Here is a 13,605-nt window from a genome sequence, read left to right on the forward strand (position 1 = left end):
CAGGCGTACATCCGTTATCCATACTAGGCTCAGTCTGAGAGTTTCCGGTTGTAGGTGATAGTATCGGCGTTGGGGTGAAGACCAGTATCGAGGCGATACGAGAAGTGATTGTGGTTGTGCAAGGAGAGTACTGAGCACGAACAGGGCGAATCGAAACGGACCGGGAGACTGTGACAGGACTAGTCCCGGTAACGCTGCTGTCCTCGTTATGTTCTCATTTGTATTTCGTATGCTGAGGCCGAGTTCAAGCTGATTGAACAGAGTGGTGTGCAGGAAAAGTGCCAGCGGCCGACATCTGCATCGGACGGAACTAGGACACCGGTACGACGCCGTCTTACTCCGTTTCTCAGTGGCAATACAGTGATCAGTAGGTACGTAAACGGAACGAACGGAATTTAGGAGGGTTACTGGATTGCCGAGTTTTGGGTAGGTATATCATGGTGCAGTCGCCGCCACGCCACTGGGAAGCCACCTAATAGCACAGTCCCCGGACACAGAATTCAATCTTGTTGAATAATTTTATAAACAGGTAGCCGAATATACGCGTATGACAGGACAAGGCCCGATAGAGTCCGCCGGGAGGGTGCTGGACATTATTGAAGCACTGAAAACGGAACAGGCACTCGGCGTCACTGAGCTGGCAGAGCGGGTGGAGATGCCCAAGAGCACGGTCCACGTTCATCTCTCGACACTCCAGAGCCGAGGCTACGTCGTTCAGGACCAGAACAAGGCGTATCGGCTGAGCTTGCGGTTTCTGGATATCGGGATGAAAGTCCGCGAGCGACAGGAAATGTACCAAGAGGTCGCACCGAAACTGAACGAGATAGCCGACGAAACTGATGAAAAAGCGTGGTGGATCGTCGAAGAGAACGGAAAGGCGGTCTTCTTGGCCAAAGCGCTTGGCAGTCGGGCGATTCAGACAAATTCACAGATTGGCCAGTACACCGAACTGTACAGGCTCGCTGGTGGCATGGCAATCCTCTCAGTGTTGCCGAAACACCGGCGGGAGACAATCCTCGAAAGCTACGAATACCCTCTCCCCGACGGTCGGGATCAGCAGGAACTCGAAGCAGAACTCGACGAGATTCAAGACCGCGGCGTCGCCTACGGCATCAACCAGTTCCTCGAAGGCGTAGCCGGCGTCGGTGCCCCGCTGGTAGACAACGCCGGCAACACGTACGGTGCCATCAGCGTCTCGGGACCGGCGAACCGGCTGGACTCGGAACGCATCGAAAACGAACTGACCGACCTCATCCGTGGAATCTCCGGCGAGCTACAGGTGAATCTCTCCTACCAGTAGTTCTACTGACTCGAACACTATTGATCTGGTAAGACACCTGTGAGACTGTTCAAATCCCTTCGGAATAACGCTGTAGCACGATAGGAGCCGATTCAATAGAATAGAACGCGCCATGTTATATATTGACACTCTAGTGGTCGCTACCGCTCGGCGCATGGGCTCGAATTATGGTCGTAAGCCCCCGTCTCGAACGGGGCGTTGCGCTATACGGCCCAGTGACCGGGATCTGGTCGATGTCTGCCGATTGTCGCCATAGTCAGTCAGTGACACCGACGCCGAGGTGTCTGTCGAGTACGTCCTCGTTGTCCTGAATCTCCGCCGCAGTCCCCTCGTGGACGATCTCGCCCTTTTCGAGGATGTACGTATACTGCGAGACCTCCAGTGCGACCGGGATGTTTTGCTCGACAACCAGCACTGTGATACCCTGATCGTTCAGTTCGAGGATAAGGTCCTCTATCTGCCGGACGACATAGGGTGCGAGCCCTTCCGTCGGTTCGTCAAGTAACAACAGATCCGGGTCGGCAGTCAGGGCACGGCCGACCGCAAGCATCTGCTGTTCGCCACCGGAAAGGACCGACCCGTCCTTGTGTTCTCGCTCCGCGAGGTTCTCGAACATATCCAGTACGTCGTCGACTGACGGCCCGTCAGGCGACTCAGCACCGATTTCACCCATTCTGAGGTTCTCTCGGACGGTCAGCTCGGGGAATATCCGTCGCTCTTCGGGAACGAATCCGATGCCGCTCCGGATCGTCGCCTCGGAGTTGAGTGTCGTGATGTCCTCGCCCTTGAACCTTATTGACCCACCAGTCGGGGTGATATTCCCAACAATCGACCGGAGCGTCGTCGTCTTGCCGACCCCGTTTCGCCCGACCAGCGACACAACGCTTCCGCGTTCGACATCCATCGAGACGCCCTGGAGCACCTCGGTCATCCCGTACCCGGCCCGGACATCTTCGAGAGAGAGTAGCGGGTCAGTCATTCTCGAACACCACCGAGGTACGCATCGCGGACGTCCTCGTTGTTTGCGATCTCTTCAGGTGTCCCGCTTGCGAGTTCTTCGCCCCGAGTAAGGACGGTAATCCGGTCCGAGACACGCATCACGAGGTCGATATCGTGTTCGATGAGCATCAGCGACCGGTCTGAGAGGACGTCATCGATAAGGTTCATTGTGGCCTGTGTTTCCTCGCTACTCATGCCGGCGGTTGGTTCGTCAAGCATGATGAGATCGGGGTCTGTCGCCAGTACGAGACCCAGTTCGAGGCGACGCTGGTCGCCGTATGCCAGTGCCTCTGCGTGCTCGTCAGCCCGGTCTCGAAGGCCGATCTGCTCCAGTACCGTCCCAGTTTGCTTCGTAATCTCGTCGAAGCCGTTCTTATCACGGAACAGTGCCTCGCCGGAGTTGATCTCGTCACTGTGGACGGACTGGGCTGCCAGACGCACGTTTTCTCGGACGGTGAGGCCGCCGAAAACATTCGTAATCTGGAACGACCGCCCCAGTCCGCGGCCGACCCGTTCGTGTGGCGCGACGTTTGTGATATCCTCACCTTTGAACCGAACGACACCTTCTGACGGCGATAGTGCGCCAGTGATGAGATTAAACGTCGTTGTCTTCCCGGCCCCGTTTGGCCCGATAACGCTCCTGAACTCACCATCCGCAACCGACAGCGACACGTCGTCAACGGCGGTGAGCTTACCGAATCGCTTCGTCAGTCCGTCCGTTTCGAGTACAGTCTCAGTCATCGCTTCTCACTTCCGGCTCATCCATATCTACGGACCCATCCGTGTTGTTGGCCGTCTCCAGTCGCTGTGCGACGAGGGACGGAATCGATACGATACCACGTGGGACGAACAGCACGAACAGGATGAACATCGTCCCGATAATAAGCCGCCACTGGTTGGTGTACGACGAAAGGAATTCTTCGGCGCCGAAGAAGACACCGGAGCCGATCATGGGACCGTACAGTGTGCCCATCCCACCGAACAGCGCAATGACGATGACCTCCCCTGAGTGGATCCAGTTGAGTGTCTGGTCCGGTGAAATGATGACAGTCGACGGACTGACGGCGAGGAGGCCGCCGGCCAGTCCAGCCATGCCGCCGCTGATGACAAACGCCCGGCGCTTGTATCTGTTGACGTCGTACCCGATAAACTCCGCTCGCTCTTCGCTTTCCCGAATCGACTGCAGAACACTGCCAAAGGGCGCGTTCATCATGCGCCGGGCGAACAGGAACGACAGCACGGCGATGAGCAGGGCGAGATAGTAGAACACGAACTGCTGTCCGAGTTCGTAGCCGAGGAGCCCGAACTCGATGTTCGAGAGCGACGCCCCAACAGTACCGAGTCCGAGGAACGCCTCGAAGCCGAGCAGGCCGTCGCTCCCGCCGGTAAAGTCGAACTTGAACACAGCGCTGTAGAGCAGCTCCGCGAACGCCAGCGTGATCATGGCGAAGTACACGCCGGAGACCCGAATCGAGAGGCTGCCGACGATCCAGGCCAGGGCGGCACAAATGAGAATCGCTCCGAGTAACACGACAAAAACCGACTGCGAGTAGTGCAACATGACGAGCGCAGCGGTGTATGCGCCGACGCCGTAGAACATCGTGTGGCCCAGCGGGACCAGGCCGGCATAGCCCATCACGATATCGAGACTCAGTGCGAAGATAGCCCAGATGAGGATCTCGTTGAGGACGACGAGGTAGTACTGATCCCCCATGAACAGAATCGCGATCGGGGCAAGCGCGAGCGCGACAACGGCGATGCCGCCGAGCCGTACCCGTGTGCTGTCTGCCAGTACCCCGCCGTACCCGCCGACGAGAATTTCGCCTTCGCCGTCTGACTCTTCACCCCGCGTTCCGAACAATCCCTGCGGTTTCACGAGCAACACCGCAATCATAAGCAGGTACACGGTCAGGCCTTCGAGATTGGGGACGCTCAGCGTCGTATCACCGAACGTGGCCAGGATAGTCCCATTGTAGGCCCGCATCAGCGTCTGGACGACACCGACGAGTAACCCACCGAAGACGGCCCCCCTGAAGCTACCGAGGCCACCGAGGACGACGACAACGAATGCCGGAATAATGACGCTGTTCCCCATCCCGGTGTTCACGTTCTGGTAGCCGCCAAGGACAATCCCGGCGACGGCGGCGAGCGCTGCACCGACGCCAAAGACCAGCGTGTAGTACTGGTCGATGTCAATGCCGACGTTCCGAACCATCTCGCGGTCCTGCGACCCGGCACGGATGATCATTCCGTACTTTGTCCGGTTCAGCAGGTACCACACCACTACCGCGAGCAACGCTGCGAAGACGATCATGAAATAATTATACACAGACACTTGGACGCCCAGTATGGATACTGGTTGGCTCAGATACTCCGGGACAGCTAGCTGCCGTTGCTGTGTCCCCCAGATAAGACGGATCGCGTCATTGATGACGAGCACAAGTCCGAACGTCAGGAGAATATGATACAGCGGGTCGCGGCCATACAGCGGCCGGACAGTCGTTCGCTCGATAGCGGCACCGATGAGACCAACGACGACCGGTGCAACCACTATCGCGATCCAGAACCCAGTCCCCGCACCGAACGGCGCAATGATGCTCAGAGAAAAGTACGCACCGAGTGCGAACAGTTCGCCATGGGAGAAGTTGATCACGTCCATGACGCCGAAGATGACTGACAGTCCGGCGGCTAGCAGGACATACACCATCCCCAGGGTGAGGCCATTCAGCAGTTGTTCGATGAAGTCGGCAGCAACCATTGTGCTACCTACATCTCACAGCCGAGGTCACTGGCTGGTGGCAGCGTCTCCGAACCCGGGACCTGCTCAAGGAGTTCGACATCCGCTGAGCCACCATCGCCTTCGACGATTTCAGCCATCCACGTCGGATTCGTGGCCTGATGGTCGCTCTCCCGAAGCGTAATGTCCCCCAGTACTGTTGTGAACGTGCCACCTTCGAGGGCGTCTCGGACATCTCCCGGTTCGGTGCTCCCAGCCTCGTGCATTCCCTTGGCCATCAGCCGCATCGAGTCGTAGCCGACGCGGGCGAAGTTGCCGGGGTCTCTGTCGTTCTCACTGGAGTAGGCCTCAACGAACGCCTGATTGTCTCCCGTCTCGAGCGAGGGGTCGTACCGGGCGCCGCCAAAGGTGCCAACGCTGTTCGACCCAGTCCCGGCACGGACGCTCTGGAACGTCTGGGTCGGTCCAACAACAGCAATCTGGTCGGTGAGGCCCTGGTCCGCGGCCTGATTGGTGAAGTTCACCAGATCACCACCGGTCATCCCCAGCACGACCACGTCAGCGTCGGAGTTGCTGATCTGCGTGATGAAAGAGCCGTAGTTGCTTGCACCCAGCTCCGACGTTGATGTCCCGACTTCGGTGTAGTCGTCGCTGGCACTTTCCATACGCCTGCTCGTGCGGTTGTACACCGAGTCGCCGTACGCGTAGTCCGCGTAGTGGAACCAGACGTTGTTCCCCAGATTGTTGACTGAATACGAGGATATCGCCTCGGCAATCTGTGCAGTGTTCGTTTCAAAACGGAACACCCATTCGTTGCAGGCAGACCCAGTGATTGGAACCGCTGCACCGCCGGGGAAGTAGATATGCTCAGATTGCGCGGCAAAGTCGTTCAGCCCGAGCGCAACAGAGCTGGAAATCGCACCGAACACGAACTCTGCCCCCTCTTCCTGAACGACACGCTGAGCCTCGGACTGTGCAGCGCCAGCCTCGGTTTCTGTATCGCCCGTCACTAGCTCGAACTCGAAGTCGTAGTCGTCGTTGTTGTTTATTTCCGTTACAGCGAGTTCGGCCCCGGTGCGCTGGCCCGGCCCGAGAGAACTGAACGGGCCAGTCATTGGGTTCAGACTCGCGACAGTCACTGCCGACTCGCCGCCTGTTGACCCGCCTTGACACCCGGCGAGGCCAAGCGCGCCGGCTGCCCCGGCGGCGGCGATGAACTGTCTCCGTGACCGGTCGATTCCCACAGTACTGTCTGGTGAGGTACCTTCGCTCGACATAGGTTCATTATCTATTGTTAAGCAAATCGTATTAAAGCCTTGCCCCCTGTCGGCGCGTCTCACGATGTTCGCTGCGTTCAGTAGCACGCTATCGCGTTCTGTCGCTCCCGCTTCCCGCCGCTGCCGTGACTAGCTGGTGCTGTCGTTCTGTCTGTATAACCACGCCAGCGCAGTCCCGAGTACGGCGGTCGCACCAGTCAGTGCTGTAAAGCCGGGACCACTGGCGTCCGTCCCGGTGTTCGCCTCCGTCGCTGTGTCCGTGCTCCCTGTTTCGTCGGTCGTTGTCGCGCCGCTTGCCACAGTACTCTCGTCTGTCGCAGTGCCCGCACTCGTCGGCGTGTCACCGGTGGCACCGTCAGCCGGGCTTGCTGGCCTCGTCAACTCACGGGTTTCAGTCGTTGCGGACTCGATATCTGCGTCGGCGAACAACAGCTGCTTGTACTCGAAATTCTCGAACATCGCCAGCTGGTCGTCGTAGTGTTCGCTGGTAGTGCCGTCCGGAGCGACGTAGCCGTCGTTGCCGGGCGGGAGGATGTTCTCTGCCTGCGGGTCGTCGCTGAGCCGGACGACGTGGTTCTCGGTCCCGCGGTTCATCAGCGCCGTGTTCCCTGCGGACGTAACGCCGATGGGCATCCCGAACAGCGCGAGGTTATCGAACTCGTGCAGGGCCGCCTCACGCCGCCAGGTCGCCGGGTCACCGTCGTATTGCTCGGCGAGTTCGCTCACGGCGGTCCGGAACGCGCTGACCAGCGCGTCCGTGATATCTCCATCGGCGTACTCGGCCTGTGTTGACAGTGCTGTCTCCGTTGGGTTGAGGACCCGCATCAGGGTCCCGCGACCGTAGTCGTAGCCGAGGAAGTACGATGCCGGGCCGTATGCACTCCCGAATGTCTCGCTGAAAACCTCCGCCAGAATGTGCGGGAACGTCGCATCCCAGATGGTGTAGCCAGCAGAGTGGCGGCCTTCGTTGTCTTCGCCGTCGGCCTGTGCGAAGTGGTCCCACGAGGCCAGTTCGTCGCGTGCTTGCTGTTCGGTATCGGAGAGATCTGCATCCGCAAGCGCGTCAAGCAAATGGTCTTTGTACCGAATCGAACGCAGGTCGGTGAAAGAGATGTCGTAGATGACAGTCTTCAGGAAGTCGTAATCGACTGTTCCCTCCTGTGCCAGCCGCTGTTCGACCAGATTGATGATCCGTTGCACGCGGTGGTCAGTCGACCACGAATAGCTCAGATCGCCGTTGTTCCACGCAGGCGCGGGTTTGTTGTTCCACTGTGCCGAGTATCCCGGGTCGGGGTTGATCGCATAGGGCACGTCACCGTCAGCCGCGCGCAGGTAGTCCGCCGACGTGAGCTCGTATTCCGTTCCATCGGCTGGCAACCGAGTATCCCAGTCGACTGCTTCGCTGTCCGGGTACCGACCCAGATGCACATACGCGATGTCACCGTCCTTGTCGGCCCACATGAAGTTCAGGGCATAGTCACAGCGCTGTGCTGACTCCCGGAACTCCTCGGCGTCTGTCGCGAACTGACACTCGTAGAAGGCCCGCCAGCAGTTCATGTGCCGGCCGGCGTATGACTTCGTCTGCGCCAGTGCTTCCCCGTTGTCGGGGTCCCACTGGGTCACGACACCGTGGCGTGTGAACCGCTCAGTGTACGTCACGTCCTCGCTGTCGGCGACAGTGATCGTCTGCTCGGCTGTTTCGACCTCGTACTCCTCGCCTTGGAAGGTGTACGTGTCCGGACCGGACGAGTTGGTCGTGATCGACTCCGTGAACATCTGGATGCAGTTGTCGATCCCGGCAGTCGAAGTCAGTGCCCCGTTGCGGTTGTGTCCGAACATGATGAACGGATACCCCGTAACGGTGACACCGGCGACGTCGAAATCCGGACCGTGGAGGCTCGCCTCGTACATTATCGAGGGCGTGTTGAACCCCATCTGTGGCCCGCCCATCAGTAGCGCATCGCCACTGGCCGTGATATCACCCTGGACAGCGAGAGCGTTACTGCCGTACTTGATCGGGAGGCCAAGACTGTCGAGTCCGGACGCAAGCGTTCGCATCCGCTCTATCTCTCCGTCGTGCATCCCTTCGGCATCAGATGGCGGCGTGTAGTCCCCACCGGTAACCATGTTACTCGGTGTCGCAGAGGGGCCGCTGGTCCCGCGTGTCACCCTGTCTGTCTGCTGTCCCCCGGCCACGTTGGGTGTCGGCCCTGCGCCCACGTCAGTATAGGGAGGGGCGTAGGCATCCGATGGCTGGACCGTCGAGGTCGGGCAGCCAGGGTCGTCACCCCACTGCAGGTCCTCGAACAGCGCCATGGCACGCTGTTCGCTCCCGGTTTCCTGCGTGAGTGCGCCGAGAACAGTCGCACTGAGCGTCTCAAGCTGGAAGCCGCTGAAATACGCCATACTGGCGACGAACATCCCGGCGGCGTCCGTCGTGGTAAATTCCTCAGGCTCGAACCCGTGTTCCTGAAACGCCTGATGGAATTCCAGTTCCTCGCTCTCGTGGACCTCAGTAATATACCGGTTGATACCGTCGGTAAACGCCTGCAGGACCGCTCGCTGGTCCGCGGTCAACTGTTCAGCGGCCTGCTCGTCAAGTGACGGCTCGCCGGCGGTGTTGCGTCGCGCCTCGATATCGAACTGGACCCAGTCAGTATCCTCATCGCCTGCACCGAGGACCGCCGCGACAGTCCCATGGTAGTACCGCCGGTACAGTTCTAACTGATAGAGTCGGTCTGCCGCGGTTGCGTATCCGAACCCGTAGAACACCGGCGCGCGGCTGTCAGCGTCACGGGCGTAGATGTGTGGGACGCCGTAGTCATCTCGTCGTATCGTGACCGTCGCGTCATCTTCCTGTGCGTACGCTAACTCCGTCTCCACGGCTCCGATACCGGTCATGCCGGTAACCGCTGCGCCTGTCTTCAGAAGCGATCGTCGCGAGAGGTGCTGCCACGACTGCTGGTGCTGTGCTGGCATCCCGTAGTTGACAGTCTGGATATTTAATAAATATTTGGGAACATTTCGGGCGGAGCCGAGTGTGTCTGTTCAGGTCCGGTACCGGTGGTTCAGGGATGTATTAAAGCAGGGAGGCAAGGCATCCTCCCACTGAGATCGACACTTACTGTCCGACCCAAGCATATAATTGGGAGCCTGACGCAGTCCTCGCCATGTCGCAGGAGACGCCGATCCGTGTCGACCACATCGGAATCGCTGTCGAGGACATCGGCGACGCCGAACCGTTCCTGTTCGCACTCGGCTGTCGGAAACTCATCGAAGAATCCGTCGAGGGGCGGTTTCGTTGGGCACAGTACGATTTCGATCGGGACGCGTCACGGCTGGAACTCATCGCACCGGAGGCACCGGACACGTTCCTCACGTCGTATCTCGAGGCCCACGGTCCGGGACTACATCACGTCACGCTCGAAGTGGCTGCTGTCGACGCAGTGAAAGCGGTACTGGAGCGCAACGGGTACAGCGTCGTTGAGTACCGCGAGTATCAGGATTGGACAGAGGCGTTTGTGCCACCATCGAACCCGACCGGGGCGCTCTTTCAATTGTTTGAGTATCACGATAGCTACGACGCTGAGCGGCCGCCTGCCGAGAAGCTCTACGTCGATGGCAGCCGACTTGACGGGTGATCTCTGCAGCGGTTCGCTCTGGGAAAACGCGTCGGTCGGTAAAATCAGGAAGCGGGGTATTAGTCGTCGTCGGCAGTGTCGCCCATGCTTTCCGGCGTCTCGTCGTCGAACTCGTCGCGTGAGGGGACAGTGTGGCCCTCGTTAATAACGTGCTCAGGCGGCACGTCAAGGGCTTCCGACTGGTCGAAGAAGTTGTCAGGAGTTAGCTTGAGATTTGCCATCTGCACCGGCAACACTGGCCAGTCCTCCGGTCGTGTAACGTGGTTTTTCCCAAGCGTGTACCAGACGACGAGGTCTTCATCGGTGAGGTCGCGGTCCGCTTCCGTCCAGACTGGAAGCCCTTCGGGACCCTCGGCCTGATTCGGATAGTCACCAGCCGGGAACATCTCGTTCTCATCATGCGGGGTAACCCAGAGGTGGTTCTTGACGAAGCCAGAGCGCCGCATGACGCTACTGTCGTCTTGCTGGGCGGCTTTGACGTTCTCGTGGGGCTCGATACGGTAGCCGACCTCGTTGCCCAGGCGATTTGTTTCGCCTGGGTTCGTGACCTTCCAGTAGCGCCCCTCAAGTGGGTTAATGAGTCGCTGTGCCTCCTGTTCACTCTCCAGTTGGCGCTCCGCCGCATAGAAGGCGTTACCACCCGGATTGGGTGTTTCCGCCGATGGGTCCGCGTGTGGACTGAAGCCCTGCGGACCAGTCGGGACTGTCTGGTTCTCGACTTCGTAGACGTTGTTCCCGGTCCCATCGAGGTCGAAGTCCAGTCGGAAGTTGAAAAAGTGCTGATGTATCGGGGCTTTCAGTTGGGGTGCGACCAGCTCGGAATAGCCTTTTACGTCCTTGTTTTTCGGTGCTGCAGAGACGTTATCGATGCCAGTCAGGCGGACCTGCACCTGCACGGAGCCGTCCTGATAGAAATACCAGTAGAAACCGTAGTCGTAGTTACCAACAGCGGCGATGAACGAGACGACAAGGCGACGGTTACGGCGGGATTCGGCGCTCTCGGTGCGCCAGTCGGACCGTTCCCACAGCAGGCCGTAGTCTTCTTCGTGCATACAGATAGCGTTCGGAAGAACGTTGGCCTCACCGTCCATCGTGTTCAGCACCGCATCGAAGTAATGCATATAGCCCAGGCAGTCACACCGTTTCTCCAAGGACTTCGCCATCCGACCGATGTTGTACTCGCCGGCGTCCATGGCGTTCTTGAACCGGTCGTTCTGGTCTGGTGTCCCGTATGGAACCGACATTTCGGCAAGTGATGCGCGGTGCAGGATTTTGCGGAACTCCCCGTCATCGTTGTACCCGATGTTGTGCAAGACAAGCCCCTCGCGCTGAGTCCACCCGACGCGGAACTCCCAGTTTTGCCACTCGACGCTGTGACCAGAAACATCGAACGACGGCCCGTCTGGCTGCACAACGTCGTACGGTTTCAGGTCTTCCCGGAGATCGACATCCGCTGCACGATATTCCATCTCCTCGGGTGGCAGCGGGTGCGCCTCGTCTGGAGGCCCATTGTCTACGACCTCAACGACGGACATCTCGTCCAGGTCGACGTAGACGTGCAGACCAGTCACCGGCTTGGCATAGCCCTCATCCCCATCTTCCGCACTCGGCCGTACGTACGTCAGGCCATGTGCGAGCCGGCGGTCACGGTCAATGTGCTCGGGAATGAAATCGTACCCGACCGACCACGGGTCGACCATCGCTCGCCCGGTGTTCTCGACACCGCGGTTTCTGAGAGCGGTCTGCCACTCCTTGTTTGCTTTCACCGTCTGTTCACACTCGATGAATTCCTCGATAGCGATGGAGGGCTGTGCTCCCTCAATATGCCTGACCGAGCTGACTGCCTCGTCTTCGAGTGACACAGTTGCTTCGTATGTCTTCCGTTCCGGGCTATCCCGAATGACCGCGAACGCCTGCCGTTCGATCGCTTGCCCGCGTTTTTCGTAGGCAGTGATAGCGTCTTTCGACGGCTCATCCAGCTCAATCTTGACGATGCGTGCTCCGTCAGTGAACTCATTCGTGCTGGATAGGAGGGTACCTGCCAGTTCAATTTCATCCGGGGTGAGCGGATCAAGTGGGTGACCAACCTGTTCGCTGATTTCGGTTGCCATGCGTGTCATTATCTGTGTAACAGAAATATTAGAACCTTACTATTTCTTTTTTATTTACACTATGCAGCTGTGAGGGGTGCCCCGGTGAGGGGCACAATTAGTAACGCAATATATCGAGACTATCCGGATATCACGTTGTCACAGACCCGGCAGCCTTCGCTGGGACAGGGTGGCTCGCTATTACCATCGGGGTCGAGAGCACAACGTTGCGGCATAGCACATCTACCCTCGCCCCGCGGATGTGAGTGACACAAAACGCCGGTCGCCACCGGGGTTTCCAGGTCGAGCTATCCGGCAGAACCTGAATGCCTCAGTCGTCTCTTTCGTCGAGCTGGACCGTTTCCTCGACAATAAGTCGGGGGCCGGCCTCCAGGTCGATAAACTCATCCGCGTCGGCCTGAACACGCTCGGCGAGGTCGGAATCGAACGCCTCACTGAGTGCATCCATATCCTCGAAATACAACTCAAGCACGCCGTCGTACGCTGCTCGCTCCGGGTCTGTCGGCACAGACGTCACGTAGCGTTGCAGTCCCGGCAGATCCTTCGCCATGTCCGAATGGTCGCCTTGCCATCGGTCAGCGAACTCCTCGTGGGTGTAGCCATCTCTCCGGACGAGCAAGTCGACGATTTTTGTCATGCGTTCCCGGTGTCGTCTCGGAGTGGCTTTTACTTACCGATCTGACAGGGCCGCTACTGATTCAAGCTACTCGAACAAAACACTTGTAAGCCGATTAGTCATGTGTGTACGTATGGCAACCCCGCCCGCTGTCAACAGGCCGGTCGGAACGATCGAGAGAGCAATCGAGATCATGGAGTATCTCAAGGAGAACGACACGGCCACAGTGTCGGAGATGACAGCCCACCTCGACTGTGCGAAGAGTACGACGCACAGGTACATGAAGACGCTCGCGGCCAACAGTCTCCTCGTCGAGGACGGCAACGAGTATCAGCTCGGGATCCGCTTTCTGGACTACGGCGAAGTGGCACGAAACAAATATCGGCTCTACGACGAGGCGAAGCCGAGAGTCGACGAACTCGCGGAGGAGACCGAGGAGAAGATCTGGTGTGCAGTTGAAGAACACGGCCGGAGCGTCCACATCTACGGCGCACAGGGCAAACACTCGGTGCAGACGTACGCCCGGGTCGGCCATCGGAACTATCTCCACCAGCACGCCGCGGGGAAGGCCATACTCGCGTACCTTCCGGATAGCCAGATCACAGAGACCATCGACAGGCATGGCCTGCCCGGCCGGACGCCACAGACGATCACCGACAGGGACGAACTCTGGGAGGAAATCGAAACGATACGTGACTGCGGCTACGCGTTCAACTTTCAGGAATCTGTGGAGGGACTGCACGCGGTCGGGGCCCCCATTACGGACGAAAACGACGTTGCCATCGGGGCGATCAGTGTCTCCGGCCCGGCAAGTCGGCTTGAAGGCCCCATTCTCCGGGACGAACTGCCGACGCTGCTACTGGGCGTTGTCAACGAAATCGGGATCAATATGGCCCATCCATGAGGCCACCAGCGTAGTTCTAG

At 59.0% G+C, this 13,605-nt stretch carries 10 protein-coding genes; 3 read left to right on the forward strand and 7 right to left on the reverse strand.

From position 1 onward, the window contains the following. The first annotated feature begins 547 nt into the window (after positions 1–547). A complete protein-coding gene (locus tag AV059_RS00680) occupies positions 548–1,300 on the forward strand; it encodes an IclR family transcriptional regulator (RefSeq protein ID WP_058991431.1) in 753 nt (250 codons plus the stop codon). Positions 1,301–1,556: 256 nt separating this feature from the next. On the opposite strand, the gene AV059_RS00685 is transcribed toward AV059_RS00680, so the two are convergent. From AV059_RS00685 to AV059_RS00705, 5 genes are all read right to left on the reverse strand, one after another. Then, positions 1,557–2,279 (reverse strand): ABC transporter ATP-binding protein, encoded by a 723-nt coding sequence (locus AV059_RS00685; RefSeq protein ID WP_058991432.1) that lies wholly within the window; start codon positions 2,277–2,279, stop codon positions 1,557–1,559. Then, positions 2,276–3,040, reverse strand: coding sequence for an ABC transporter ATP-binding protein (locus AV059_RS00690; RefSeq protein WP_058991433.1), 765 nt, complete (start codon positions 3,038–3,040; stop codon positions 2,276–2,278). Before AV059_RS00690 ends, AV059_RS00685 begins: the two co-directional genes overlap by 4 nt. Next, positions 3,033–5,057 carry an ABC transporter permease gene (locus AV059_RS00695; protein WP_058991434.1) on the reverse strand — a complete coding sequence of 675 codons (2,025 nt, stop codon included), beginning with the start codon at positions 5,055–5,057 and terminating at the stop codon, positions 3,033–3,035. Before AV059_RS00695 ends, AV059_RS00690 begins: the two co-directional genes overlap by 8 nt. An 8-nt stretch (positions 5,058–5,065) precedes the next feature. Further along, entirely contained in the window at positions 5,066–6,313 is a 1,248-nt protein-coding gene (locus AV059_RS00700) for an ABC transporter substrate-binding protein (RefSeq protein WP_058991435.1), read from the reverse strand. Between the two features lie 129 nt (positions 6,314–6,442). Further along, a complete protein-coding gene (locus AV059_RS00705) occupies positions 6,443–9,292 on the reverse strand; it encodes a penicillin acylase family protein (RefSeq protein ID WP_058991436.1) in 2,850 nt (949 codons plus the stop codon). 191 nt (positions 9,293–9,483) lie between these two features. On the opposite strand from AV059_RS00705, the gene AV059_RS00710 reads away from it, so the two are divergent. Further along, positions 9,484–9,954: a VOC family protein gene (locus AV059_RS00710; RefSeq protein WP_058991437.1), complete on the forward strand. Its 471-nt coding sequence runs from the start codon at positions 9,484–9,486 to the stop codon at positions 9,952–9,954. Between the two features lie 59 nt (positions 9,955–10,013). Here the strand turns inward: AV059_RS00710 and AV059_RS00715 are convergent, their stop codons facing one another. Together AV059_RS00715 and AV059_RS00720 are read right to left on the reverse strand one after the other, a co-directional pair. After that, complete coding sequence (locus tag AV059_RS00715) at positions 10,014–12,065, reverse strand: primary-amine oxidase (protein WP_058991438.1); 2,052 nt, start codon at positions 12,063–12,065, stop codon at positions 10,014–10,016. Positions 12,066–12,375: 310 nt separating this feature from the next. Further along, positions 12,376–12,702 carry an EthD domain-containing protein gene (locus AV059_RS00720; protein WP_058991439.1) on the reverse strand — a complete coding sequence of 109 codons (327 nt, stop codon included), beginning with the start codon at positions 12,700–12,702 and terminating at the stop codon, positions 12,376–12,378. A 112-nt stretch (positions 12,703–12,814) separates the two neighbouring features. On the opposite strand from AV059_RS00720, the gene AV059_RS00725 reads away from it, so the two are divergent. After that, positions 12,815–13,585 (forward strand): IclR family transcriptional regulator, encoded by a 771-nt coding sequence (locus AV059_RS00725; RefSeq protein WP_058991440.1) that lies wholly within the window; start codon positions 12,815–12,817, stop codon positions 13,583–13,585. The last annotated feature ends 20 nt before the right edge of the window (positions 13,586–13,605 follow it).

This window comes from Haloarcula sp. CBA1127 (assembly GCF_001485575.1).
Lineage (GTDB): Archaea > Halobacteriota > Halobacteria > Halobacteriales > Haloarculaceae > Haloarcula.